The organism is Rhizobium sp. BK316 (assembly GCF_014193695.1).
Taxonomy (GTDB): Bacteria; Pseudomonadota; Alphaproteobacteria; order Rhizobiales; family Rhizobiaceae; genus Rhizobium.
Genome location: NZ_JACHZR010000009.1, coordinates 16651 through 42038 on the forward strand (window position 1 = coordinate 16651; position 25388 = coordinate 42038).

The following is a 25388-nucleotide window of genomic DNA, read 5'->3' on the forward strand; positions in this document are numbered from 1 at the left end:
AGGGCAATGATGCGATATCAGGCGATCGTTTCCGTCAGGCCGCTTTCGTGGCCGGGGCTTTTCTTCGCGCTGCTTTGCCTGTGCCTGTCGCTGACGCCGAGCCTGATGCCGCGGTCTTGGTTCGTGCAGGGTGCCCTGTCGGGTACGAGCGCTGCGGTCGGTTATTTCTGCGGTGTCGTCCTGCAATGGCTCTGGATCTATCTCGAGATCCCGTCGTTCCGGTTCAGCCCCGGATGGATAGTGCGATCGGCCGCGGTCATAACCGGCGTATTGATCGCGGCGTTTTTCGTGTGGCAGGCGTCATCCTGGCAGAATTCGGTCCGGGCGCTGATGCAGCTTCCGCCCAATGCCACGATCGAGCCCTTCCTGCTGATCCTCACCGCAGCCGTGGTCTTCGTCCTGCTCGTCGCGATCGGCCGGCTTTTCAAGATGATGGTGCTTGCGAGTTATGAACGCGCCAGCCGTATCGTTCCAAGGCGGATCGCCGCCCTTGCCGCCATCCTGATTTCGGCCTTTGCCTTCTGGACTGTCGTCGACGGTGTGCTGTTCCATGTCGCGCTGCGCGTCGTCGATTCCTCCTTCCGGGAGGCCGATGCGCTGATTGATGACGATACGCCGATGCCTGAAGACCCGGCCAAAACGGGAAGTGCGGTCTCGCTCGTCAATTGGGAGGAGCTCGGACGACGCGGCCGTCATTTCATCACCTCTGGCCCGACGCGTGAGCAGATTGGCGCATTCCTGAACTCTCCCGTAAAGGATCCGATCCGGGTCTATGTCGGCCTCAACAGCGCAGACAGTGCGGAGGCGCGCGCAAGCCTGGCGCTTGCCGAACTTAAGCGCCAGGGCGCATTCGAGCGAACTTCCCTGATCGTCGTCGTACCGACGGGAACCGGCTGGGTCGATCCGGAAGCGCTGGATACGGTCGAATATCTGCTGCGCGGCGATGTCGCCAGCGTCGCGATCCAATATTCCTATCTCAGCAGCTGGCTGTCACTGATGGTCGAGCCGGAATATGGGTCCGATACGGCAAGGGCGCTGTTTCGGGAGGTCTACGGCTATTGGCGCACGTTGCCGCGCGATCATCGCCCGAAACTCTATCTGCATGGCCTCAGCCTCGGGGCGCTGAATTCGCAATCGTCCGTCAATCTCTTCGAGGTGTTTGACGATCCGTTCCAGGGGGCGCTGTGGAGCGGGCCGCCCTTTGCGAGTGCCACGTGGTCCTATCTGACCGCAAATCGCAATCCGGGATCGCCGGCCTGGCTGCCGCAATTTCGCGATGGCAGCATGATCCGGTTTTCCAATCAGTGGACGTCTGCCACCACTGCCGGTGCCGCCTGGGGGCCGGTCCGCATCGTCTTCCTGCAATATGCCAGCGACCCCGTAACCTTTTTCGACTGGCGGGCGCTCTATCGGGAGCCGGACTGGATGAAGGGGCAGCGCGGCCCCGACGTGTCACCGCATTTTCAATGGTTTCCGATCGTCACCGCCCTGCAGCTCGGCTTCGACGCCATGATCGCCACCACATCGCCCATGGGCTACGGCCATGTCTATGCGCCGCAGCACTATATCGATGCCTGGTTGGCGGTCACGGAGCCGCCCGGCTGGTCGGCTGAGGAGATCGAGCGGCTGAAGCAGCATTTCGAGAGCGCTCCGCCGATCGAAGTGAGTGATTGATCGAGACCGGTCATGGCTCGAGGTTTTTCCTGACGCATCAGGTCAGCGATTGAGAATAAATCGCTCATATTCATTCGCAATTTCTCCCGGCGTTGGCTGCTTGCCGTTACGTTTCTTCAGGTCAGCCTCGATCGCCAACCTCAGATCCCGCGGAATATCCTCGTACTGCACGGTGATGTCGTAGGTCGCGTCGTTGGCGCGGCTGTTTGCTTCGAAGAGATAGCCCGGTTGCTCGCTCGCCGGCAGGCCGCGGCCGTGGCTTGGCGTGCTGATAACGATCGGCAGCAGCAGACGATTGATCATTTTCTGGACGTCGCTCTGGGGCGGGTTCTGGCCGTTGTGGGTGGTTTTGAACTCGTCCATCTGGTCGACCAGCATGGTCTGGAATTGGGCGGCGCGGCGGGGAGCGTCGCCGGATGAGAAGAAGCCGGGATTGGTGTCGATGAGGCCGAGGCCTTCGAGCTGCGGGCGGGCGAGTTCGAAGGCGGTCTTGAGATCCAGGCTTTCGAGGCGGGCCTTGCGCTGGTCGGTGAGGGCCATCTGCCGCCAGCCGGTGACCTTTTCCCAGTCCTTGTCGGAGAGTTTGGAGCGATACCCAAGGAGATCGATCTGCGAGAAGGCGGCCGGATCCCTGGCGAATTCGGTCTGCAGGTCGTAGAGCGTCTGCGTGTCCGTCGCCGGCTGGCCGTAGGCGCGGACTTTTTCCTTGTAGTCGCGCAGCGTCAGCATGCCGGATGGGCCGATGGCCTGCTGGATGTGGACGGGCAGTTTCGTCGGGTCGAAGCTCGGGTCGGCGATAACCTGGTTATTGGCCCATTCCTGCACCTGCACCCGCTGGGCGTCGATCGCCTTCTTCAGCGAGACGGTATAGCCGTTCAGCTGTGCCTCGGTGGCGGCGCGCAAGGCGGGGTCGGCGATGCTGTTCAGGCTTTCTTCGATCCTGCGCAAGCTCTCGGGATTGTAGTTCGGCAAGGTCATGGTCTTCTCGTCGACGGTGCCGGATGTGCGGAAGCCGATGACCTGACTTGCGGCGTGGGCCGTCAGCACGGTTTCGCCGGCGCGTCTGGGATCGCGGCCGAGCACGAGGATGTTGCCGTCGGCATCGTAGCCGCGGAAGATGCCGATCTGGCCCTTCTCGCGATCATCAGGGGCGTTGCCGCCGTTCTTCCCGGCGCCTTTGCTTTGAGGCAGGCCGAGCACGACAATGTCGCCGGGGCGGGGTGTCTGCGTCGGCAGGCCGAAATGGCGGAAGCTTGTGGCATCGGCCGCAGTGCTTCCGGCGGGGCCTGCGGCCGTGCCGAGGATAGCTCCCGTGACATCGGTCAACCAGGGCTGGAGCGACGGGGCGACTGTGGTGCCGGCGGCATTTCTCACGAAACTCGCCAGCGCCAGATCGTCCTTCGCCTTGCCGGGGAAGGTAAGTGTGGCGGCAACGGTGCGGAAATCCTCCGGGCCGCTCGGCTGGCGCGGCGGGATCTGAGTGGTCGATACCTGCGGGCCGGCGGGTCGCTGGCCAGTTGTTTGAGCGCGGGCGATTTGCGGGGCTGCGGTCTTGCCCGCCGAAGGCTGCGCGCCAAGTGTGCGGGCTCCCCCGGTTCTGCTGCCGGCGCCATCCGTTTCGAGGCCGGTGGTTCTTGCGCCTGCTGTGGAGGGCTGAACCGGGCTGCCGGTCTGCGGCTGGCCGCCTGTACTGCTATCGGCGTTTGCGGTGGCCGCTGTGGGGGCGGCATTGGCATCAGGCACACCGGTATAGGTCGGCGGCCGGCCGGCGATGATATCGGTGGTGTTCTGCCGGGCCTTTTCCTCGGTGACGGCGGGCTGCAGCGATTTCAGCAGGGCGGTGCTGTCGGCCGGCAGCATCCGGTCGCCGGCGTCTTTCACATATTGCTCGGCCTTGATGGCGCTGTCATTGGCGATGCGAAGGGCGACATTCTTCGTCGTGTCGGAGACGAACCGGGCGCGTTCCTGCTCGAGCCTTTCCTGGCTCCAGCCCTGCATATGGCCCTGATGCTCGATCTCGGCCACACCCTTGCCGATCTCGGCATCCACCTTGGCCGGATCGCTGTAGACGGCGACGGCGACGGCGCCGGCGGATTTGATGCTGTTGGCCGAGGTCTCGGCAAACCACGCCTTGCGCTGGTCGAATGTGTGGCGGATCGTGCTGTCCAGCAGCGCGTTCATGCTGGCGCGGCTGGTCTCTTCGTAGGTGCGCGCGGCACCCGGCGTCAGGCCCTTGCCGAATTCGGCGCGTTTCTGCTCGGCCAGCTTTTCGAAGGCGGCGCGGCCTTCCACGGCGGCGCGGCCGGTCAGCGTCAGGAAGCCGCTCTTGCCGTAAAGCCCGTCGCGCTGCCAGTCGTTGAGCTTCGTCTGCGCATCCTTGGCGGCATTGGCATTATCAAGCTTCTCCACCTCGACCACGGCCTCGCCGAGCGTGCCCATGGCGGTTGCCAGCCCCTGCATGCCCTTGCCGATGGCGGAGCCGAAAGCCTCGGCATCGGCCTTGACCGTAAAACCCTCGGTATATTCTGGACGAAGCGCGATATGCTGCTGCGTATCCTGATAGGTCGGAACAGTCGGCATTCTTCACCTCACTTGATATATCCAAGCGATTTCGCCTGGCTGTAGACCTTGCCGGTACCGCCGAGCACGGTGCCGAAGGCTTCGAGATAACCGCCCTTGACGGCAGCGTCGGCGCGCATGCGGTCCAGCCTGGCGCTCGCCAGCTGGTTGGTGCCCTGCATCTTGTAGCCATAGGCCTCGCGATAGGCATTGGTGCGCACGTTCAGCGCATCGATCTCGCCCATCTTCGCCGTGTCGACGATCGTGTCGAGCGGCGAGCCGAAAGAGAGGTCCACGCCGTTTGCGGCGATCGCGGCACGCTGGCGGCCCTCGAGCTGCGAGGTCTGCAGGCGCTTCTGCTGCTCCTCCTGCTTGCCGCGCTCGATCGCGTCTTTCGCCTGCTTGTCGGCAATCTGCGCATTCATTTCGGCGACCTGGGCGTTGTATTTATTCGCCTCCGCCGTCGCCTTTGCCTGCTGCACCTGGCCGGCGGCGCCGAGCAGCGTCGAGCCCAATGTCAGCGCTAGACCAAGATCACACATCCGCGTCTCCCATTTCGAACAGGTGGAATGGATGGCCATTGATCTCTACGGGTTCGAACAGCCGGAAGCCCAGCCATTCGAGCCAGCGGATGGAGATCGTGTTGCGCGCATCCACGAGGTTTCTGAGCAAGCGATAGCGGCTCAACAGTTGAGCCGGCCAATCGCGCGATATCCGCAGGAAGGCGCGGAAATTCTCTTCCACCGCATCCGTGCCGAGCAGCCAGGGTGCGCCGATGCCGGTGAGGATGTTGATATCGCCGACACCCCACATCACCTCCGGCCGGCCATCGAAAAGTCCCGTCCAGGCAAGGGAGGAATGGCGGTAGGAGAAGGAAAGCGCCGAGATCGGCGAGCGTCCGGAGGCGGCGAAGACCTCCTCGCGATCGGCGCGGCGCATGCGCCCGGCAATCTCTCTGATATGGTCGGGCCGGGCGGGTACGATGGCAATCTCAGCGGCCAAGGGTGACATCCGGCATGATGGAGAGGATGGTCATCGGCAGCGGGTCGAACTGCTTCACCCACATGGCGCCGCTGGTGCTCCAGTCCCAATAGGGGGTGATGGTGAGATCGCCGGTATAGAGGCTGATTGCCTCGTTCCAATTCTCGTTGCGGCGCTGCTTGTATTCCACCAGCACATTGCTGTCGCGCTCGCCGTCGGCAGGACCGGTGAAGATGCCGCGGGTGTTTTCCACGCGGAATGTCACTTCGGAGACGGATTTGGTGCGACCCTGCACGGTGCCGAGGCCCTGCACCTGGCCGACATCGAGATCGAGCGTCTGGATCGCCGCCGTCACCGGCAGGCCGATATGGATTTTCGAGGCCGCGTTCTGTAGCCGCACGGCTCCGCCTGTGACGGTGAGATTGCGCACGACATTGCCATCGGCAAGTGCCACGACGGACTGGCCTTCGAGATGGGAGAGGCCGTTGAGAACCAATGTCGGCGGGCCGGAATAGGTGAGCCCGCAATCGACGAAGAAGGCATCCTGCACATCCTCGAAAGCGCGGCTGTGCAGCCGCTCGATATAGCGCTTCTGCGTGCCATCGATCGTGCGGCGGACGATGAAATAGGGCACATCCTCGCCATTCTCCTCGATGACAGTCACATCCTCGAAGAAGGCATCGGCACCGCTCTCATGGCGGGTCCAAGCCCAGACATCCTGCTCCTTCATGTAGGTGAGCGAGACCAGCGCGCCGTCATCGAGCACCACCCAGACGACGGAATCGGGTGCCTGCGCATAGTCCCAGGCTGATATCTCGCGGCCCTTGAAGAGGTGGCGGGCGAGGATGGTCAGATCCTTGCCGACATAGCTGTCCTGCGTATAGTCGTAGGAGAAATCGCGCACCACGCCGCCAAGGCGCTGGGCAAAAAGCACCGTATTGCCGACGACGATCGGCTGCACCTTGGCGGCCCCGCGATAGCCCTGGTTATCGAGCTTGATGGCGGAGGGCGAAATCGCATCCGCGGCCGAGCCGCCGGTGACGATCCATTCGGAACCTGATGTCAGGAGCAGCAGGCCGCGCACCGAGATCATCGAGCGGATCTCGTTCACCTGCCTTGCGCGGATGCGGAAGGTCACGGCATCGCTTGCCTTGGCGGGGGAGGAGACGCCGAAATTCTCATAATTGGCGGATTGGCTGAGCCAGACGGCCTGCGGATCGTTCAGCGTCGAGGCGAAGGCGAGGCGCTGTTCGATGAAGGTCACGCAGCGTGGATAATCGCCCGCCGCATTGAAGGGGTTGCGGCCCGTCTGCGGCGTGTCGGAGAGATCGGGCGTGATGTTCTCGTCGTCGAAGGTCAGGCCCGTCGTGCCGCCGACATAGCCGAAAATGCCGTTGTCGTCGCGATAGACGATGTAGCGTGCCGCGCCTGACACCGCCGCCCAGGTGACACGGTTGATGCCGCCCTGAATGGCGAGATCGTTGACGACCGCGCCTGCGTTCGACGGCAGGCTTTCCTCGCCGCTGTCTGCGACGGCGGAAATGCGGTAGCGGTATGTGGTTGCCACATAGCCGGGTTTGCCTGATGTATCGCCGGGCTTGGTTACGGAGGGTGTGCCCGCCGGCGGATTGATCAGCGGCTTGAACAGGACTGATGTCAGCGTCCAGTTGTTGTCGGCCAGACGCCCGAGCTTTCGCACGGGATGATTGACGTGGCAGAGATAGAGCACATCGGCTTCCTGCACGAAGACGAGATCCTGCACGTCATTATCAGTATAGGCGGTCGCGACCTCGTAGGGGGCAGCACCCGACAGCACCAGCCCGCCATCGCGGAAGATGCGGATATATTGGTGGCCGAATTCGAGGATATAGGTTTGCTCGGTATTGAACTGAAAGCGGATCAGCCGGGCCTGTTTCGAACTGTCCTTGATCTCGTGGATGAATTGCAGCCCGGCCCGGTTCGACACGCCGCCATGCGGATGCACGAAGACGTTCAGCGCCGTGCGCAGGCCGCTCTGGTATTTGGTGAGATCGACGCGGGCGCCGAGCGCGGGCGAGAGTTCGCCGGCGGTAAACGAAGGCTGGTAGGCGCGGAAATCAGCCATGGGCGCGCACCGCAATCAGTTCGCTGACGAAATTCTCGCTCGTGTGCCTCACCTGATTGGCCTCGGCCTGTTCGGCCGCCCGCTGGCTGCTTTGGGCGAGTGCCATCGCATCGGCGCGGATCTTCGGATCGCGCGTCAGCGGCATGGCGAGACGGACGGCGAGATGCCATGAGAGCGCCTCGACGAAGAGCGGCGCATATTTCGTCGGGTCCGTCAGGCGGCAGGTATAGCGCAGGAGTGCCGGCGAGAGATCGCAATAGAGCCGGTCGCCTTCGAGCGCGTAAGGGTATTGCATCTCGCGCCCGGCCTCATCGAGATCGGGGTTGAGCGTTTCCGGCAGCGCTGCGGCATCAGCGGAATATCGCGGCCTGATCCAGCGGATCTGCAGGCAATCGGCCGGCCGCGCATAGGAGTGGCGCCAGACACCCGGCTTGTCATTGTCCAGCGCGCCCAGCGCCAGCGTCTTGCCGGCCGCAGCCCAAGGAAAGGACTGCAAGAGTGTATCGCGCGTCTGCGCATAGAACTGATTGCAGGCGCGCGCCTCGGCGCTCTTTTCGGTGAGATCGTTGATATTGTCCTTGCCGATATTGGAAAGGGCGAGATTGCAGATAGAGACAACGGTAGCCATGAACCAACCTCTGGAGTTGGGGTAGGGCTAACGTGGAGATGGTTGTGGGGGTGAAATCTCTCCTCCCTCATTCCCTCCTCGTGCTGGCACGAGGGATGTCACAGGAATCCAGCCGGCTTGCGTCGGCAAGCCGAGAGGACTCCTGCACTGAGAGCCAGCACGTAACCTGCGCTCGTCGATAGACTTAAAGGAAAAAAGTCTCTCCTGCCCAAGGACTTGGGCAGGCTGGATTCCTGTGACAAGCACAGGAATGAGGGTGGGGAGTGAAGCGCTCTCACTCCGCCTTCCGGCTGATGAACAACCCCGTCTCCTTGCCCACCTTCAGCACGCCGCCGCCCGCCCGGAATGCCTCTGATATCGCCACCCGAAACGCCGCAAGCTCTGCCTCATCAGCCCTGTCGCCGGGCGGATAGGAAGTCAGCGCCAGAAACACGTCTTCCGGCTCGGTTATCCGCATATGGGCCGGGTGTTCCGTCATCGTCACATTGCCGAACTGCGCCTGCATCAACCGCTCTGCCGTCTCATAACCGAAAGCCGCGCCCGCGGGGTCGTAGGGCGGGCTGCCGAACACCGTCGTCAGTTCGTACATGCCGCGCATGTTGCCGGCACCATTGGTGGTCACCGCAAGGTGACCGCCTAACTTCAGCACGCGGTGCATTTCGGCAATCGCCTTAGCTTGATCGGCGACATGGTAGAGCATGTGCATGGCGATGACGGTATCGAAGGAGCCGTCTTCGAAGGGCAGGGCCGTGGCGTCGGCCCGCCGGCCCGTGACTTCGGCGAAGGCGAGCAGGTGGCAGCGCTCGAGTGCTTCCTGCAGCATGCCGGGGGAGAGATCGGCAAGGGTGAGGCCGAGATCGTCGGGCAGTTCGTTCACCACCGAAGCCCAGAACCAGCCGGGGCCGCAGCCGATATCCAGCACGCGATCTCCTGACCTGAGCGGCAGCTGCCTTGCGACCCAGGGAAACCAGCCGGTTTCGGCAATCGTATATTCCCGGTTCAAGCGCCCGCGGGCTGCGAGCTTTTTGCTGTCGCTATATTGCTCTTCATTGCCTGTGGTGATGGCTGACATGATTGGCCCCGGCTTCCCTCAATGTCGGACGGAATGAATGCGGCGGGTCGATCCTGCACTTTTATAGTGTAGTGGGCAATGATGAGATCGGTTATTGAGGTGGCGGATTGGCTGGTGTCGATGATGCGCCTTGCCCGCAGCAGCCCCGAGGAGACATTGTGAAGAACCGGATCTTTTTCATTCTCATGTGCGCCTTTGTGCTGGTGGCGATTGCCGGCCTGATGATCAGCTCCGCCCGGCTGATCGGGCTCTTCTAGGCCTCCAGATTGAGCGGCGGTTCGCTCTGATCGCTGAATACCCGGTGCATCCGGACGGGAATGCCGCGTCTTGTGCCTATGAGGCGGGAGCGCGGCCAACTTGGTCCCCGTGTAAGCGCCAGCCGGTTCAGTCTGCGTCCAACCCAAAGAGTTGTATTGCGCGACCGAAAGTTCAGCGAACGGCGTATCCTTAGTTTCCGGCCAGAGAGCTTTGAACTGCTTCTCACCGTACCAGCAGGCCAGGTTGAACAATTCATAGGGGTCGCGGTTCCATGGTTCGGCTGGGTCGCGCATTTCATAATCAACGGCAAATGTACCACGGGCCTCAACGCAGCTTATCGGCAACTCGGTCAATGCGTAATCTTCTACCTTCGCCTTGCCCGTCCACCACGCGTCACTCGTGACGAGCGGCCAACACACCAGCGTAAGAGCGACGATCCAAGCGAGCGTAAAATATTGCCATAGGTCCATGAACCTTCGCCATATCGTCATTCTGCTCTCTTCGACGCGATGTTCGCCCTTGCATACTGGCCCCTCTGAGACTCTCGTACGGCATCGATATTGAGGTTCTTTTTCATGATTGAACAGAGTTGCGGTGCGGGAGTGCTCTCGGATTTCACTATCATGTGGATCTCATCATCGCTTACACCCAAATCCTTGGTCACGACGTCGTACATGGTTGCTATGTCCATTCTCTCAACCGGCGCTCGGTTTTTTCCGTCCTCGTAAGCAAGGCGCTGAATCTCCAGATAAGCCGAGTAGATGCGTTTTTCGTCGAGGATTGATGCCGCCTTGAACGACAGTTGTTTGTGGAGCAGCTCGAAGCAGCCTTGCGGATAGTTTTCGCTAAAGAAGTCGATGATTTCAGCGGTCGTCTTGACCACCTGGATTGCCGTAGCATCGCTCGCGCGTGAAAATGCACGGTTGCTGTATTTCAGTCGGACTGCGGCCATCGCGTTTTGAACAGCGTCGACATTTTCTGCCTGAAGCAAGCTGTCTATCTGAAGCGCTTCATCCATATGATCTTTGAGGATCGCCTGCATCAAAGGATCATCGGTTCCGATCTCGTTGATCCATAAATCTACCATTGGCCTATTTATATCTTCGGCAGTCGCGACCGTTGCGGTCAATCCGATAATGGCAAAGAAAAATAGCAATCGTCTCACGCGCCGCCCCCAAAAACGCTGCAACTTCTGTATGTATAAGGGGCAATCAAAAAGAATAAAGTACTCTTTTCTGCTTGCGGTGTGTGCGACCGACCTTCACTTGTCAAAGTCCCGTCTCGTTGCCTGCGGCTTTGCCTCAATGGCCGGCTAACGCCAGATAGGCCGAAATCGTCAGCACCGAAAGCACGGTCGAGGCCAAAACGACGCGGCCCGTGAGGCTCGCCTCACGGCCGTAGAATTCCGCCAGCATGAAGGGGCCGGTACCGGTCGGCAGGGCCGCGAGTAGCACGGCGGTATGGGCGGCGGAAGCCGGCAGGTTGAGGAGCGGTGCGGCGATAACCCAGGTGACGGCTGGTTGCGCGATCAGCTTCAGGCCGACGAGAATGCTTGTCGTCGTCGCCCGCGCGCTTGCCTCGCCAGCCTTGGTGCCGGCGAGAAACAGGCCGAGGGCGATCAGCGCGCAGGGTGAGGCGGCACCGCCCAAGAGCTTCAGGAAGGCATGCGCGGGGGCGGGAAGCACCACACCCGAGACCATGACCAGCGCGCCGAGAGCGGGCGCGACCAGCAGCGGGTTTTTTGCCAGCGAGCGGGCCGTCCTGATGGCGATATCGCGCCGGCGGCTTTCGGATTGCAGGCCGCCTTCGATGAGGATGATGGCGACGGCGAAGAGCACGCAGACAGTGAGGATGGTGGAGATCAGCGTCGGCGCCATGCCTGTGTCGCCGACCAGGGACAGGACGAGCGGAAAGCCGATGAAGCCGGTATTGGCATAGCTCGCGTTCAGCCCGTCGATCGCCGCATCGGCGAGATGCCGGCCCTTGGCGACGCGCCAGCAGAGTGTGGCGCCGAAGATGACGGCGCAGCCGGCGGTAAACGCCAGGATAAAGCCCGGCTGCCAGATCTCGGCGGGTTTTGCATTGGCCATGATGTCGAAGAGCAGCGCCGGCAGAGCGAGATAGACGACCAGCCGGTTGACCTCGCGCGTGGCATTTTCGCCGAGCGCGCCGGTCTTGCGGGCGATCCAGCCGGCGAGGATGAGGGCAAAGATCGGCAGGACAATCGTCAGGTTCGTCAGCATGTGGCAACTCGGATGGAATTCTTGACTGGGGCGATCATTGCCTAGCGCCTGGGATCGAGATAATCCAATGTCATCTTGGATGCTGATTGATACTTTTGAGGTATCAAATGGACACACGTCATATGCGCTATTTCGTGGCGCTCGCCGAAACGCTGCATTTCGGCCATGCGGCGGCGCGCATGAACATGAGCCAGCCGCCCTTCAGCCGGCAGATATCGGCGATCGAGAAGACGCTCGGTGTGCGGCTTTTCGAGCGCAACTCGCGCAATGTGGCGCTGACGCCGGCCGGCCAGCATTTCCTTGCTGATTGCCGCGCCGTGCTTGATCAATTCGATGCCGCTTGCCGCGATGTGCAGCTGGTCGCCTGCGGCATGAAGGGCGAGCTGAAGCTCGGCTTCATGATGCATGCCGCCCATAGCGTCATCCCGGCGCTGGTGCGGCTTTATTCCGAAGCGCGGCCTGATGTGCGCCTCATCCTTGAAGAGCGCATACCCACCGATATCGAGGAGATGCTGGCCGAAGGGAAACTCGATGCCGCCGTCACCTTCGGCGGCGGTCCTGCGCCGCATCTGCGCACGCTGCTGCTTGCCCGCGACCGGCTGTGCCTGATCGTGCCCCAGGGCCATCGGCTGGCCGGGGTCGAAACCATCGGGCCGCAGTCGCTTGCGGGCGAAAGGCTGATCGCTGCGCCCGCAACCGTGGCGCCAACGCTGCGCACGGCGATCGGCCTCTATTGCGCATCCGGCGGCGTCACCCCGCATTATGCCTTCGAGCCGCGCCTGCAGCACACCATCATCCGGCTGGTGCAGGAGGGGCTGGGGGTGGCGCTGATCCCGCAATCGCTTTGCGATGATCTGGCCGAGGGCGTGGTGTCGCGGAGGCTCGATGATGCGCCGGAATTCGATGTCGTGCTCTGCGCCTCGCGTGCGGCGAAGAACCCGGCCGTGCCGCAGCTCTTCGAGGTGGCGGGACGGGCGGGCGTGGATTGAAGAGCGAGACTATGCCGTTTGGCGCCCTCTCTTGAAAACTCAGAATTTGAGGTTGATGGCGGGGAAAAAGGCGCCCTTGGGCGGATCCTTGTCGGCGCATTCCACCCCATTGATCATCATGCCGCCGCTATCGCTGAGGATCTCGCCCTCGTGATCGCTCCAGACCACGATTGCTTCCGGCGTCATTCCCGAGAAATCAGCGTCGGGACCTAGGGTGACGCGGCCCTCGGCGTTTCCATCCCACCAGAAAAGTTTCGGCGGAGGATTGCCGCCATCAGGCTCGGAGCCCGCCAGGATGAGGTATCGGCTGCCGACCCGGGCGATGTCGCGCACGCCTCGACCGGACGTTCCCGGTCCATCGGAGAGGTCCATCGTGACGACACGGGTCATTTGCGCGGAGCCCACGTCGCCCGTGCCCAGTTTGACCAGCTGCATCGGATTGGCGAGTTCGAGCACGATGGCGCGGTCGTTGGGTATTGTTTCAGGGCCTCGCAAGCCGATCAGAAGATGCCCGTCAGGCGTTGCTGCCAGGCCTTCGATGTTGATGAGGGCTTTCGATCTGTCTTCGCTGCGGCCAAGTGCTGCGGCCAGATCCGCGCGAAGATTGCGATAGACCTCGCCGGAGTTCGACAATGTCCCATCGGCCGAAACGGTCGTTGCAAATAGTTCCTTGCGCTTTTTCTTGTCTTCCCCGCTGCTGTTCAGCGAATGGGATGTGAGCCAGAAGATCGTGTCGCCGATGCGGGCACCGCCTTCGATATCAGTCACATCGTCGACCGCGAACTGTGTGACCGGTTTCGGTTTCCCCCGCTGATAGATCATGATCGCGGAGAAATCGTCGCTTGCGACCGCCACATGCGACGCATCGACCAAGGCTGCGGCCGAGGCCTCGCAAATGCCTTGATATGTGTGGCCCGCCGCATTGGCCGTCAGCGGGCCAACGAGCGACGAAAACAGGGCCAAAAGGATCACGCGGCTGCTATTGCTCATGCGGCAAGTCCCCCGTCTCGGCGCGCAACCTCCCGGTGAGGTGGCAATTCTGTAATTAAACTCTCGCGGAAGGTGCGCGTCAATATAATGTTTAGTCGTTCATCATGCGCAATCCAGTGTGACTGGTTTCATCCATTTATAAATTGTCGATTTTCATAAATGAAATTCATCTGTTTCGCTGAATGTTACGGTAAGTCGGCTCTTTGGCGGTCTATAGAAGTGCTGACGCCATAGTTTTATTCTTTAATGGAGCTTGCCTGTTCTTTCGGTGTCGCACCGGCGAGTCAGGGCTGATAGCTGCAGCTGGTGCAGATCGCGACCGGGCGCAGATCAACCGTGGCCTTTCTGGGCCGCGGCCTCCAGCGTCCTGATCGCCCAGCGCTTCACCTCGCGCGCGTCGGCATCGTCGAGTTGCAAGACATCGCCGGTCGTTTTGCGAGGGGCAGCGGCCGGCGTTCGCCTCGTTCCCTCCTCGGGTTTGGCTCGGGGAGGGGATGGGGAAGAGGGCGTGCAGGGTAATTGATCACCTTACCAAGTCAGCAGAAACCCGTACTGGCAGATGCCGTGGCGCCGGGAGCTCTGGATTGCAGGCGCGACAACAAGCGCAGCGCTGCGGAGACGGCGGGCCTGGCGGATGCCGGGTTGCTGGCGGAGATCTGCTCGCGGCAGGCCTTCAGCCGTCCCGAAACCTTGCCGATTTCGGCATGCAGCGAGGCGTTGCCGGCAGCCGCCGCGTTGGATGAGGCCGTGGCAAGATGGGCGATCAGCAGCTCGATGATGGCGAGGCGTTCTTCCTGCGGCATGGATTCGAAGGGTATCGGCATGTGTTTCTCTTCAGAGCGAACAGGACAGCTCGTTTAAGACGTGCCTCACGCCACCGACGCCCCACGCCACATCCGCCGCCCGCTCGATCTGGGTGTAGAGCGGCACCCATCCTGCAAGGGTGACGTCGCCTTCATGCGCCGATACGAAGATATAGGTCGCATCGATATCGCCTGCGCGGTGAAGCGATGCCGAGACCTCGGATTCCAGATCAGCCGCATTGGCCGGTCTCGAATGCACAAGCTGCAGATGCCGTTCACGCCCGGGCATATCCGTTCTCCTGCGCATCATACTGCCTGCGCGGTGTTGCCCGGCGGCAGGCCTTGGATCGCAAAGCGGCGCTTGACGTATGGATCGGCGACGCCGGGATAGTCGCCGGCGTTCTGAAGCGCGGCCATGAGGATCGTTTCATGGCGGATGCCGCTATCGAACAGAGAAAGGATCTGTGCTGCAGCGTGCACGAACAACTTCGGCTCGGCAGCCTGGTCATATCCGGCTCGATCGAGCATACGGGTCAGCAGGTTCATGTCGTCGTTATCAAGTACGGTTTCGCCGGCCAAAGATACCGGGATTGCGGACATCGGAACTAGATTCAGCAGGATCGTGGAAGACATTCAGTCCTCCTTCCGGTCGGGGCCAGGGTGTGGATGCCCTTAACCAACAGCGCCCGTGAAAATGGCTGCTGACGCGGTCAAGATGCGCCCTTTTTGCTGCCTCCACAATGGCCGGCGAAATTAATAAAAATAAAATATACCTTGTTCTGAACACAAATGTTCCCTATGTTCAGCTCATCGAATTTGCTTCGTCAGCTTCGTTTCTGCGCAAGATGCGCATTGGCTAATCTTTCCTCTCAAGCTCGACCATTTATCGCCTGCACGCAGCGGGCTTGGTAATACTTTGCGATTGAAAGGAAATCGTTCATGAATACTGGTATCGTCAAATTCTTCAACACGGCCAAGGGCTTTGGTTTCATCTCGCCGACCGACGGCTCGCCGGATGTGTTCGTTCACATTTCGGCTGTCGAGCAGTCCGGCATGTCTGCGCTGCGCGAAGGCCAGTCGGTGACTTTCGAGCTGGTCCGTGACAGCCGCAGCGGCAAGAACGCGGCGCAGAACCTCGGTTCTGCATAATCAATCGGCTCGCACCCCGCTTTGACCACGGATGTACTGGCACTGCGGATATGCGAACCCTGGAAAGGTCGGGCCAGTCCCGGCCTTTTTGTTTTCAAGCCGGTTTGTTCAGGAGAACACAATGACGAAGACAGATGCTGCAGCGCTTCTCAGACGTGCCGCGCGCCAAGTGGCCAACACCAGCGGCGGCGGGCACCTGGGAGGCACCAATTTCGGTCAGGCCTTCGATGCAAAGACATCTTCTGCCAAAGACAAGAGCGATAAAACCCGCAGGCCGCCGCGCGGGAAATAACAGCCTGGCGGGTGAGCCAGTCGTACCAGGGGTGTCTGTCGGGGTGAGATCATCCACCTCTCACCCCCTTGCCATCCCACCGCAGCCCGCGCTATATATTGCGGCGATGGGGATGGAGTACCCCCGAAACCGCCCTAGAGGCTGATGACTCCTACCGTGTTGAACCGCGGTGGGAATCTGTCCGGAGCCCGCTGCAAGGCGGGTTTTTTATTGCCCGTCCGAGCTTTTTGGAGCGAGCATGTCATTTTATACCTGCCTCATCATCATGGCCGGCGGCGCCTTAGGCACTTTCGCGCGCTATGCCGTTTCCATCATCGCCATGCCGATCAGCCGGGACATGCCCTGGGGCACTGTTATCATCAATGTCACCGGCTCACTGGTGATCGGCCTTTTCAGCACGCTGACGCTCGCCAATGGCCGCTTTCCGGTCTCGGACAATATGCGCCTCTTCGTGCTGATCGGCCTCTGCGGCGGCTATACGACCTTTTCCTCCTTCAGCCTGCAGACGCTCGATCTGCTGCGATCAGGTGCCGTGGTGCGGGCCTGCATCAATGTGACGGCTTCCGTCGTGCTCTGCATCGGGGCGGTGGCTGTCGGCCATTTCATCGCGACGCGGATCAACAGCGGCGCGCCTGATGTGGCGCAGGTGGCGATCGAGGAGCAGGGGTAAGAAGAGCACATTGCGGCGCCGTCAGCCAGTTCCCGTTCCTTGGCGTCCATCACGCCTTCCGCGCTGTCTCGGAACCCTTTCCAAGCTATGATGCTGGGTCCGGCTCAAGAGGTCTTTTTCGGTTTCGGCTCGAAGCCTGTTGCAGGGCGGCTGGGATGTCGCGGGAAGCGGGTGCAGCTGCAGGGGGAAAGAGATTATCCTGCCCGTGGGAAAACCCATGACAGGTGCAATCGATCCGCCGGGCATGGTGCCCGGCGGATCGAGGGGCCGTTAATTCCCTGTCGAGGTCGGGGCGGAGTAAGACAGGGATTCACGGATCTGGTCGATTTTGCCGTCGGCTTCTCCGACGCCGAGGATGGTCTTGGCCTCTTCGAAGGCTTCCGGGCTCAGCTGGCCGGTGCGCGTGGCGGACTCCAGCGCGTCCTCCAGTGCTGCGTCACCCAGTATCGGGTCATCGATGGCGGGTGCGAAGCCGTTGTCGAGTTCAAACTGGGCATAGGCCGTGGCATAGGCGGCGATCGCGGTCATCTTCGGATCGGACGTGTGCATATAGGCCTTGTAGCTGCGGTTGAGAGAGTTCAGGCCCTTCAGCTCGGAGGCGAGGTTCTTTTGCTTGATATTGGCTGCGGCGTTTTTCGCAGTGAGCGATTTCGTCTTCGCCTCGCCGGATTTGCCTTTCGCTGCGCTCCCGGATTTCGAACCGTCACGCAATGATTTGCCGGTCTGGGAACTGCCGGACTTGTTGCTGCGGTTTTCGTGACTGCCGCTCTGTCCGCCACCGTTGCCGCCGCCATTGCTGCTGCCGCCACCGCCGCCGTTGCCTCCGCCATTACCGCCGCCGTTGCTGCCACCGTTTCCACCGCCTTTTGCCATGGCGGCACTATCGAAGCCGGTGATCGTCAGCGGGCTGGACGCCATGATCATCGAAAGTGCGGCTATGGACGCAAGAGTTGCGATACGCATCCGGGTCTCCTCGCAGGATAATTCATCAAAAATCGTGAGATAGCCGACTCGGGAAGGCGGCTATCGAATGAAGGCGATGTTAGGCGCGAAACGCGGGGCGTGCATCGGACCGAGGTCCGGCATCCACCGGACTATGGTCTTAGAGAGCGGGAGATGGTTAACGGGTTTCGGTGTCGGCTGGCAGGTCGCCGATCAGGAATCGGGTGGCTGCCGCTTCTCTTATTTTCTACCCCTCCATGACTATCAAAACAGGAGGTCTGGACATGGAACTGGAAGATAAGGTCATCATCATTTCAGGCGCGAGCAGCGGTATTGGCGCGGCCGCCGCTCGGCTGTTTGCGGGGAGGGGCGCGAAACTCGTGCTCGGCGCGCGGCGGGCGCAAAACCTCTCAGCGCTGGTTTCCGAGATCAGCAAAAGCGGCGGCACGGCCGTATCTCTCGCCGGTGATGTACGCGAAGGAGCTTACGCGCAGGCCCTCGTCGACCGGGCGCTCGATGCTTTCGGCCGGCTGGACGGGGCTTTCAACAATGCCGGTGTCGTCGGCGAGATGGGCGCGTTTTCGGAGATGAGCGTGGCCAATTGGGAGGCGGTGATCTCCACGAACCTGACGAGCGCCTTCTTTGCGCTGAAGGCGCAGCTGCCGGTCATGAAAGCGCAGCGCAGCGGCTCGATCGTCTTCACCTCGTCCTTCGTCGGATACAGCAATGGCGGCCTGCCGGGCATGGGGGCCTATGCAGCTTCCAAGGCGGGCCTGATCGGCCTCGTGCAATCGGTCGCCGCCGATTACGCGGCCGATGGCATCCGGATCAACAGCCTGCTGCCCGGCGGCACCATCACACCCGCCGGCGGGGAGAATACCCCCGACTTCCTCGACTATATCTCCGGCCTGCATCCGATGAAGCGGATGGCCGCTGCCAAGGAGATCGCGCAGGCGGCGCTCTTCCTGCTGTCGGACCAGTCGAGCTTCATGACCGGCAGCCCGATGATCGTCGATGGCGGCATGTCGGTGCGGCTGCTGTAGCAGAACTGGCCTCGGGCGGTGGTGGCGCCGCCCGAGGCGGGGAATGCGCTGGTGTCCCGGAGGGTCACCAGCGCTTCACGCCGCGCTCAATTCCTGACATATTTGCGGGAGGGACAGCCAACCGTCGTGGATATTGCGTCATGAGTTCGCAGACACGTGAAAAAAGCAACCTGCATGCACCGACCGGGTCCGTTACAGGGCTTTGCTCTGCGTCCGCCACCATGTTTGCAGTCGGAATGGCCTTTCTGGGTTACTGGGGGGTCTATGAACAGGGGAGCTGGCGTACCGTCGATTATCTGGTGATGATCGTAGCCGTCATCGGATTTGCAGCACTTGGTTGCGTTCCCTGGATTGTGACCACACCTGTCGCGGAGGACGAGGCAGACAAGGTGGCCGCCGCCAGGCGAGCGATGGCACTGGGGACGGCGTTAATCTGGACGGCCGTCTGTATTACCGTATTTGCCTGAGCTGCCCTATGATGCGGCGGCAAACAGGCCGAGACCCGCAAGCTGCATCGACGGAGTTAAGCTTGCAGGCGACGGAGACAACGTGGGAGCGGAACATCAGTTACAGCTTTCGAACACCGCAAGCCTCACTTTGGGCACCGGCGCCAATCGCAATTTCCCTCATTCCTGTGACGAGCACAGGAATGAGGGAGGTGGGGATGCGCCGTACACCTCAAGCACCGTTGAGTGGTCGAATAGAGGCTGCACCGCGAGTAAGCCAACGCGATCTCTCCTCACTCCCGCCGCCGCCTGCTGCGCTGCGTGTCATAGAATCCCGGCGGCTTCTTGCGTACCCAGGCGACGAAGGTCTGGATGGCCGGTGAAGGCGTCGCTTATACCTTTTCACGAAAAAGGTATAACCAATTCGCAGCGCCAGCGAAGACAACGGCCATGGCAGCAAGCATCAGCCCGCCGGCAAGCAGGAAGGTCAGTTGCATGCCGGCTGAGATCGCTGCCGGCGCCGCATGGATGAAATCCTGCGTGCCGGCGCCATAGGCGAAGACGGCGCCCATGAGGGATGCGCCTGACATCAGGCCGATATTGCGCGACAGGCCGAGCAGGCCGGAGGCCGTGCCGCGCCGGTCCTTCGGCACGTCGGCAAGGGCTGCGGTGTTGTTGGCAGCCTGGAAAAGCTGGTAGCCGGGTGTGAGCACAATGATGGCGGCGATATAGCCCGCGACGCCCGAAAGCTCAGGCAGGATCGCCAGCAGGAAAGCGCCGGCGGCGAGCATCGCAAGGCCGATCGAAAGCACCCGTCGCGCGCCCCAGGCATCGACCAGCCGGCCGGAGGGCACGCCGCTGGCGATGGAGATGACCGGGCCGACGGACATGACGAGGCCGACCCAGGCGGGCTTCAGACCGAGCGCCAGGCCGAGATAGAAGGGGCCGACCACCAGCGTCGTCATCATCACGGCGGCGACCACGATATTGACGACGAGATTGGGGACGAGGCGCCGTTCCAGCATGGCAAGCAGGCCCGCCGGGCGCGTCTTGCCCCTGGCCCTGTCAGCCGGCAGTGTCGCGATGGCCAAGATCAGTGCAAGTCCCGCCAGCGGAATCTGCACCCAGAAAATGCCGCGCCAGCCGGCAAGCGGGATCAGCGCGCCGCCGAGCGAGGGGCCGAGCGCCGTGCCAAGCGCGGAGACCGTGCCGAGCAGGCCCATGGCGCGGCCGATGCGCGCCTCGCTCGCGCTCTCGCGCATCAGCGCCATCGAGAGCGTCATCAGGAAGGCTGCGCCGACCCCTTGCGCGGCACGCGCGGCCATCAAGAGCGTCAGATCGGGCGCCATGGCCGAAACCAGCGAAGCGACGGCAAACAGGCCGAGGCCCGCAAGCTGCATGCGCTTCAGCCCATAGAGATCGCCGAGCCGGCCGACGATGACGACAGAGATCGTCAGGGCCGCGAGATAGGCGATGACGATGCCCTGCACCTGGGCGAAGGGCGCCGAAAAATCCTCCGCGAGCTTGGGCAGGGCGATGTTGGCGATGCTGGTGCCGAGCGAGGCGAGCAGCATTGAAAGGGACAGCGTCAGTGTGGCGCCCCGTCTTTCCGTTCGCTCCGATCCGGTCATTTCTGCCTGTTGCATATCGATATCCTCTTGCTTGAAATGTCATTCAAGAGCAGGCTACCAATTCAAGCCGACTTGAGGTCAAGCATGAAATTTCTGGATATCGGAGAGGTCTCCGCAAGAAGCGGAATCAAGCCCTCGGCGCTGCGCTATTACGAGGAGGTCGGGCTCATCACCTCGGTCTTCCGCCACGGCTTGCGCCGGCAGTTCCCGCCCGAGGTGCTGTTGCAGCTGACGCTGATTTCGATGGGCAAGACGGCCGGTTTCTCGCTGGAGGAGATATCGGGCATGTTCGGCAGGACCGGCGGCCCGGACCTGCCGCGCGCAACGCTCCACGAGAAGGCCGACGAAATCGACCGCCAGATCCGCCAGCTCTCGGCGCTGCGCGACACGCTGCGGCACGTGGCCGAATGCCCGGCGCCCTCGCATATGGAATGCCCGACCTTTCGCCGGCTGGTGGAGGTGGCGGGCAAGCGGGCGAGCGCCGGCAAGGCGGCGCGCAAGGGGAAGGGCGGATAAGGGTCGGGGCACGCCCCGATCGGTGTTGCGCTCAGCCGAGTTCCTGGGCGAGCCCGATGAGAATCCCTTCAGGCCCGCGGATGTAGCAGAGCCGGTACGCCTCCATATACTGGACGACTTCGCCGACGAGCTCAGCGCCGCGCGCACGCAGCCTTTCAAGCGTGTCGTCGAGATCATCGACGGCGAACATGACGCGGAGGTAGCCGAGCGCGTTGACCGGGGCGTTGCGGTGATCTGCGACGACGCGAGGGGCGAGGAAGCGGGAGAGCTCCAGCCGGCTGTGTCCGTCCGGTGTGCGCATCATGGCGATCTCGACACGCTGATCGCCCAGTCCGGTGATGCGTCCGGCCCATTCTCCCTCGATCATGGCCCGCCCTTCGAGATTGAGGCCGAGTTCGCGAAAGAATTCAATCGTCACGTCAAGGTCTTCGACGACGATTCCGACATTGTCCATTCGCTTGAGCGCCATGTTTTCAATCTCCGTGGTTGTCGTTTCGATTTACAAGGCGTTGCCTCGTCGAACAAAGAACGTTTGAGGCAGGCCAATGCCGACAGCCATCCACGCCCGATCGGCTGTTTTCCACGTCGCAAGCTTGAAACATGCACCGCCTCGGCGGAAGGTCGGGATGCGGTCCCCCATCGCGGGCAGGCGAGAGGGCGGAAGCAAAAAAATCGAGCGCCGTGTCGGATCGGCCAGATCAGGCCCGTCTTAGAGACATTGCCACAGTTCAATCCAAAGGGAGAATCATCATGCCAAGCACAATTCGCCTTCACCGCGTCCTGGCAACCACTCCGGACAAGGTCTATCGCGCCTTCCTGGAAGCCGATGCCGTTGCCAAATGGCTTCCCCCCAACGGCTTTGTCTGCACGGTCCACCATCTGGAACCGATCGTGGGAGGCACACACAAGATGTCTTTCCGCAACTTCACCACCGGCCACAGCCATTCCTTCGGCGGTGAGTATCTGGAACTCGTTCCCGGCCAGAAGCTTCGCTACACCGACACGTTCGACGACGCCAACCTGCCTGGCGAAATGGACGTGACGGTGACCCTGACGAAGGTTTCGGTCGGCACCGAACTCCATGTGGTGCAGGCCGGCATCCCTGACCTCATCCCGCCGGAGGCCTGCTATCTCGGCTGGCAGGAATCGCTGCGCAACCTTGCCCGTCTGGTCGAGCCCGATATTCAGGAATAGGCGTCAAAACGTAAAGGGAGGCCGGGTCTGCAAAGCTGCGGAGCCGGCCTTTTCCATGTGTGCTTCTGCCCGCTACAAAGGGCGAAAAGGGGTGACGGAGCCGGTTGCGGATTGCGCTTTCGGGGGAAGGGATTTCGAACCGCCGAAGCCCTGCGTGTCCGCTTTTGTTGACGGCAAGCACGATGGCGGGCCGCCCCTGGTAGAGGATGACCCTTTCCGGCTCGGCGGGGCCTGTAGGGTCCGTCACGGGACAGTGTCCACCATATCAAAGTATGATTTCGCCTGCCGGAATATCTGCGAGGATCGCTTCGTCGCTTACAGCATCGGCCCGAAAATCGGATACGGTTTTCGGAAAGCCTGATGCGTAGATTCAAGAGTTAGAGCGTCCTTAGTGCGTCCGAATGGACGCACGGCGCTCTAATGGCAGGAGAGTTCTTTCGATGAAGCAGATTATCACGGTGTCCTTGGCGGCCGGTCTGGTGACAGGCCTGATCGGTTACGATGCCACAGCATCCGGGGAGGCTGACGCCGCGCGCGCGCCGGCCCTGACGACACTGCCCGCCGGTTACCGCGACTGGCGGCTGATCACTGTGGCGCATGAGGAGGGCAAGCTCGACGATATCAGAGCTGTCCTGGGCAACGACATTGCGATCACGGCCTTCCGGGAGGGGGCCGCTACCTATCCCGACGGCACCATCATCGGACGCCTTGCCTGGGATTATCACCCGCTGGAGGAAAGCAAAGCAGCCTTCGGCGCTCCCCAGTCCTTTGTCGCGGGATTGCCCAAGAACGGCGTGCAGTTCATGGTCAAGGATGCAAAGAAGTTCGCCTCGACCGGCGGCTGGGGTTATGTCGAATTCGATGACGGCAAACCCTCCGCTACGGCAATGCCCGAAGCCTGCTTTGCCTGTCACACGGTCGTCAAGGACCGCGACTTCGTGTTCAGCCGGTACGCACCCTGAGAGGCGTATCGTGCCTTTTCCCGCGTCAACGAAGAGATTAAATAACTGTCCACCGTGCAGTGGAGGATTTACTCACCGGAGACCAGAGCAATGTCCGAGAGCCGCATAGGTAGTCTTGCGACGGCACCGCGCACGCCGAGCCCCAGCTATGAGGGCCAGATTATGCCCGAGCGCTTCGCCGGTATGGCTGAATTGAGGTTGGCGAAACCACTCTTGCTGACACAGTTCGGCGTCAATCACGTGCGGCTTGAACCGGGAGCGTGGTCGTCACTCCGCCACTGGCACGCGGTTGAGGACGAATTCATATACGTGCTCGAAGGCACACTGACATTGCTCGACGATAATGGTCTTCATGAGCTGACTCCCGGCATGTTCGCCGCCTTTCCGGCGGGTGAGCCAAACGGACATCACATACGGAACCGGTCGGACCAGCCGGGCAGCTTCCTGGCTGTCGGCTCACGCCGGCCGGGTGAGGAAACGATCCATTACCCCGACCAGAACTTCGGACCGATCCGGAAATAGGGGCTCGGCTCACGTTGTGGGGAAGCTTGATTATCCGCATCGTCCCTCTCTGATCGGCCGCCGATCGATTATCCCCGTATTGCTTGTATGGGGAGCATCCCATGGCAACTGCGGATCAAAAAACAGCCTTCGATCCGGCGTTGTCCCCATTGATGCACGATATCGGCGGATTCCGTGATATAATCCTTCGTTGCCGGCGGCCTCGTCAGCCGTGGCGTTGCGTGCACAGAGGCTTGTCCGATGAGTGAAATGGACGTGCTTTTTTCGGCCCTGCGACAGGCGGCCGACCCCGAGACGGTCGACTGCATCGAAAATGTCGTCAGGCATGGCGCCGATCGAGAACTCAACCGCATCAATGCGCTGGCCTTCGCCGGGGCGCATCATCTCGATGAAGAGAAGGTGATCGCGGCCTTTCTCCATGCTGCCCGCATCGGGGCGTTCGAGATGACCTGGAACGTGCTTTGCCCCGGATGCGGCGGCGTGCTCGACAGTGGTGCCACCCTGAAAACTGTCGATCGGGAATGCTATCATTGCGCGCTCTGCGCGGCCGGTTACGAGCCGACCCTCGATGAAATGGTCGAGGTGTCCTTCACGGTCAGTCCGCGCGTGCGCAAGATCGCCGCCCACGACCCCGACCGGTTGCCTTCGCTCGAATATTACCGCCAGATCTTTTTCAGCACCGGCGTCGACCTGCCTGACAATCTCGAAGAAAGGTTCTCGCACGTCCTTCTGGAGGAGGTTGAGCTGGAGCCGGGCGAGCGAGCGCTCGTCTCGTTGCAGCTGCCGGCGCAATTCGTCATCATCTTCGATGCGGTGACGCATTCGGCGCAGTTCATCGACGTGCAGGGCGAGCCGACGGAGGAGCGACAGAACCTGTCGATGGTCCTCGGCCAAGGCCATGCGGCGAACGAGACGCTTGTCCTGCGCCCCGGCCCGCTGCGGCTGACGCTGGAAAACCACACCGATCGCAGGGTGCTGCCGAATGTCTGCGTCGCGGGAGACGAGCTGCACGACATATTGGGCCACAGGCGACCCTTCCTGACGGCCAAGCGGCTTTTGACGAACCAGAATTTTCGCGACATCTACCGGACCGATACGCTCGATGTCGACCAGCGCCTGAAGATCACCAGCCTGACCTTCCTCTTCACCGACCTCAGGGGCTCGACCGCCCTTTACGAGCGTGTCGGCGATCTCTCGGCCTTCGATCTGGTGCGCACGCATTTCAGGGTTCTGCACGAGATCGTCGCGGCCGAGGCCGGCGCAGTCGTGAAAACCATCGGCGACGCCGTGATGGCGACCTTCCCGAGCCCGGACCGCGCGGTGGCGGCAGCACTTCGGATGCGCGAAGCGATGCTGCAGCTGAACGCCGAACGCGGCAGCGAGGATCTCCTCCTGAAGATCGGCATCCATGAGGGACCATGCCTCGCTGTCAATATGAACGACCGGCAGGACTATTTCGGCCAGACCGTCAATATCGCCTCGCGTGTGCAGGAGCTCGCCGAACCGCATGTGATCCTGACGACGGAAGCGGTGGTCGGCAACGAGCAGGTCACGGAAATATTGCGCGACGGCGGCATCAGCTCGGTGTCGCGGATGGAGGAGCTTCATGGCATCGGGCGGGAAGTGCGGATTTTTGCGCTGTCGTGAGGGGGCTGCGCAATGACATGCCATCGCAGTGAAAAGCCTCGCCGCGTCGTCGGTCCGGTTCGCGAGCGGCAAC

General features: G+C 61.8%; 28 protein-coding genes and 1 riboswitch. Of the genes, 12 read left to right on the forward strand and 16 right to left on the reverse strand.

From position 1 onward, the window contains the following. Window positions 1–6: 6 nt before the first annotated feature. On the forward strand, window positions 7–1674 hold the full coding sequence (locus FHT87_RS29350) for an alpha/beta-hydrolase family protein (RefSeq protein ID WP_246699687.1): 1668 nt from the start codon (window positions 7–9) through the stop codon (window positions 1672–1674). 42 nt (window positions 1675–1716) lie between these two features. On the opposite strand, the gene FHT87_RS29355 is transcribed toward FHT87_RS29350, so the two are convergent. The 9 genes from FHT87_RS29355 to FHT87_RS29395 all read right to left on the reverse strand — a co-directional run bounded on the left by FHT87_RS29355 (window position 1717) and on the right by FHT87_RS29395 (window position 11519). Continuing rightward, the gene (locus FHT87_RS29355; protein WP_183806164.1) at window positions 1717–4254 is read right to left on the reverse strand and encodes a hypothetical protein; all 2538 of its coding nucleotides are present in this window, start codon (window positions 4252–4254) and stop codon (window positions 1717–1719) included. 8 nt (window positions 4255–4262) lie between these two features. After that, window positions 4263–4775: a hypothetical protein gene (locus FHT87_RS29360; protein ID WP_183806166.1), complete on the reverse strand. Its 513-nt coding sequence runs from the start codon at window positions 4773–4775 to the stop codon at window positions 4263–4265. After that, complete coding sequence (locus tag FHT87_RS29365; protein WP_183806168.1) at window positions 4768–5244, reverse strand: hypothetical protein; 477 nt, start codon at window positions 5242–5244, stop codon at window positions 4768–4770. Before FHT87_RS29365 ends, FHT87_RS29360 begins: the two co-directional genes overlap by 8 nt. Then, on the reverse strand, window positions 5225–7318 hold the full coding sequence (locus FHT87_RS29370; RefSeq protein WP_183806170.1) for a hypothetical protein: 2094 nt from the start codon (window positions 7316–7318) through the stop codon (window positions 5225–5227). The genes FHT87_RS29365 and FHT87_RS29370 overlap by 20 nt, the downstream gene beginning before the upstream one ends. Beyond that, entirely contained in the window at window positions 7311–7946 is a 636-nt protein-coding gene (locus FHT87_RS29375) for a hypothetical protein (RefSeq protein ID WP_183806171.1), read from the reverse strand. Before FHT87_RS29375 ends, FHT87_RS29370 begins: the two co-directional genes overlap by 8 nt. Before the next feature lie 274 nt (window positions 7947–8220). Then, on the reverse strand, window positions 8221–9018 hold the full coding sequence (locus FHT87_RS29380; protein WP_183806173.1) for a class I SAM-dependent methyltransferase: 798 nt from the start codon (window positions 9016–9018) through the stop codon (window positions 8221–8223). Further along, a complete protein-coding gene (locus FHT87_RS29385) occupies window positions 8946–9629 on the reverse strand; it encodes a hypothetical protein (protein WP_183806175.1) in 684 nt (227 codons plus the stop codon). The genes FHT87_RS29380 and FHT87_RS29385 overlap by 73 nt, the downstream gene beginning before the upstream one ends. A 134-nt stretch (window positions 9630–9763) precedes the next feature. After that, on the reverse strand, window positions 9764–10441 hold the full coding sequence (locus tag FHT87_RS29390) for a hypothetical protein (RefSeq protein WP_183806177.1): 678 nt from the start codon (window positions 10439–10441) through the stop codon (window positions 9764–9766). A 136-nt stretch (window positions 10442–10577) separates the two neighbouring features. Then, entirely contained in the window at window positions 10578–11519 is a 942-nt protein-coding gene (locus FHT87_RS29395) for an AEC family transporter (RefSeq protein ID WP_183806179.1), read from the reverse strand. A gap of 107 nt (window positions 11520–11626) precedes the next feature. Here FHT87_RS29395 and FHT87_RS29400 point away from each other — a divergent pair, with 107 nt between their 5' ends. After that, window positions 11627–12508, forward strand: a complete 882-nt coding sequence (locus tag FHT87_RS29400; RefSeq protein WP_183806180.1) for a LysR substrate-binding domain-containing protein — start codon at window positions 11627–11629, stop codon at window positions 12506–12508. Window positions 12509–12547: 39 nt separating this feature from the next. On the opposite strand, the gene FHT87_RS29405 is transcribed toward FHT87_RS29400, so the two are convergent. The 4 genes from FHT87_RS29405 to FHT87_RS29420 all read right to left on the reverse strand — a co-directional run bounded on the left by FHT87_RS29405 (window position 12548) and on the right by FHT87_RS29420 (window position 14934). Next, window positions 12548–13498 carry a DUF3616 domain-containing protein gene (locus tag FHT87_RS29405; protein WP_183806182.1) on the reverse strand — a complete coding sequence of 317 codons (951 nt, stop codon included), beginning with the start codon at window positions 13496–13498 and terminating at the stop codon, window positions 12548–12550. 536 nt (window positions 13499–14034) lie between these two features. After that, on the reverse strand, window positions 14035–14322 hold the full coding sequence (locus FHT87_RS29410; RefSeq protein ID WP_183806183.1) for a hypothetical protein: 288 nt from the start codon (window positions 14320–14322) through the stop codon (window positions 14035–14037). 10 nt (window positions 14323–14332) lie between these two features. Beyond that, the gene (locus FHT87_RS29415; protein WP_183806185.1) at window positions 14333–14590 is read right to left on the reverse strand and encodes a BON domain-containing protein; all 258 of its coding nucleotides are present in this window, start codon (window positions 14588–14590) and stop codon (window positions 14333–14335) included. Window positions 14591–14607: 17 nt separating this feature from the next. Then, window positions 14608–14934, reverse strand: coding sequence for a hypothetical protein (locus FHT87_RS29420; protein ID WP_183806187.1), 327 nt, complete (start codon window positions 14932–14934; stop codon window positions 14608–14610). A 306-nt stretch (window positions 14935–15240) separates the two neighbouring features. Between FHT87_RS29420 and FHT87_RS29425 the strand changes: the two genes are divergently transcribed. From FHT87_RS29425 to crcB, 3 genes are all read left to right on the forward strand, one after another. Next, the gene (locus tag FHT87_RS29425) at window positions 15241–15450 is read left to right on the forward strand and encodes a cold-shock protein (RefSeq protein WP_183736320.1); all 210 of its coding nucleotides are present in this window, start codon (window positions 15241–15243) and stop codon (window positions 15448–15450) included. 121 nt (window positions 15451–15571) lie between these two features. Next, on the forward strand, window positions 15572–15742 hold the full coding sequence (locus FHT87_RS29430; protein ID WP_183736319.1) for a hypothetical protein: 171 nt from the start codon (window positions 15572–15574) through the stop codon (window positions 15740–15742). 99 nt (window positions 15743–15841) lie between these two features. Beyond that, window positions 15842–15903: riboswitch (Fluoride riboswitch) on the forward strand. 77 nt (window positions 15904–15980) lie between these two features. Continuing rightward, window positions 15981–16412 (forward strand): fluoride efflux transporter CrcB, encoded by a 432-nt coding sequence (crcB, locus tag FHT87_RS29435; RefSeq protein ID WP_183806189.1) that lies wholly within the window; start codon window positions 15981–15983, stop codon window positions 16410–16412. Between the two features lie 270 nt (window positions 16413–16682). On the opposite strand, the gene FHT87_RS29440 is transcribed toward crcB, so the two are convergent. Then, window positions 16683–17375 (reverse strand): hypothetical protein, encoded by a 693-nt coding sequence (locus tag FHT87_RS29440; protein WP_183806191.1) that lies wholly within the window; start codon window positions 17373–17375, stop codon window positions 16683–16685. Between the two features lie 263 nt (window positions 17376–17638). On the opposite strand from FHT87_RS29440, the gene FHT87_RS29445 reads away from it, so the two are divergent. Further along, window positions 17639–18397 carry an SDR family oxidoreductase gene (locus FHT87_RS29445; RefSeq protein ID WP_183806193.1) on the forward strand — a complete coding sequence of 253 codons (759 nt, stop codon included), beginning with the start codon at window positions 17639–17641 and terminating at the stop codon, window positions 18395–18397. A 140-nt stretch (window positions 18398–18537) separates the two neighbouring features. Beyond that, window positions 18538–18864: a hypothetical protein gene (locus tag FHT87_RS29450; RefSeq protein WP_183806195.1), complete on the forward strand. Its 327-nt coding sequence runs from the start codon at window positions 18538–18540 to the stop codon at window positions 18862–18864. A 371-nt stretch (window positions 18865–19235) separates the two neighbouring features. On the opposite strand, the gene FHT87_RS29455 is transcribed toward FHT87_RS29450, so the two are convergent. After that, window positions 19236–20489 (reverse strand): MFS transporter, encoded by a 1254-nt coding sequence (locus FHT87_RS29455; protein ID WP_183806197.1) that lies wholly within the window; start codon window positions 20487–20489, stop codon window positions 19236–19238. 69 nt (window positions 20490–20558) lie between these two features. On the opposite strand from FHT87_RS29455, the gene FHT87_RS29460 reads away from it, so the two are divergent. Beyond that, window positions 20559–20990 (forward strand): helix-turn-helix domain-containing protein, encoded by a 432-nt coding sequence (locus tag FHT87_RS29460; protein ID WP_183806199.1) that lies wholly within the window; start codon window positions 20559–20561, stop codon window positions 20988–20990. 31 nt (window positions 20991–21021) lie between these two features. On the opposite strand, the gene FHT87_RS29465 is transcribed toward FHT87_RS29460, so the two are convergent. Then, entirely contained in the window at window positions 21022–21459 is a 438-nt protein-coding gene (locus tag FHT87_RS29465; protein WP_183806201.1) for a VOC family protein, read from the reverse strand. A gap of 281 nt (window positions 21460–21740) precedes the next feature. On the opposite strand from FHT87_RS29465, the gene FHT87_RS29470 reads away from it, so the two are divergent. From FHT87_RS29470 to FHT87_RS29485, 4 genes are all read left to right on the forward strand, one after another. After that, window positions 21741–22184: an SRPBCC family protein gene (locus tag FHT87_RS29470; protein ID WP_183736310.1), complete on the forward strand. Its 444-nt coding sequence runs from the start codon at window positions 21741–21743 to the stop codon at window positions 22182–22184. Between the two features lie 440 nt (window positions 22185–22624). Then, window positions 22625–23146, forward strand: a complete 522-nt coding sequence (locus FHT87_RS29475; RefSeq protein WP_183736309.1) for a cytochrome P460 family protein — start codon at window positions 22625–22627, stop codon at window positions 23144–23146. Window positions 23147–23236: 90 nt separating this feature from the next. Beyond that, the gene (locus FHT87_RS29480; protein WP_210277935.1) at window positions 23237–23668 is read left to right on the forward strand and encodes a cupin domain-containing protein; all 432 of its coding nucleotides are present in this window, start codon (window positions 23237–23239) and stop codon (window positions 23666–23668) included. 240 nt (window positions 23669–23908) lie between these two features. Further along, complete coding sequence (locus FHT87_RS29485) at window positions 23909–25315, forward strand: adenylate/guanylate cyclase domain-containing protein (RefSeq protein WP_183806203.1); 1407 nt, start codon at window positions 23909–23911, stop codon at window positions 25313–25315. Window positions 25316–25388 lie beyond the last annotated feature (73 nt).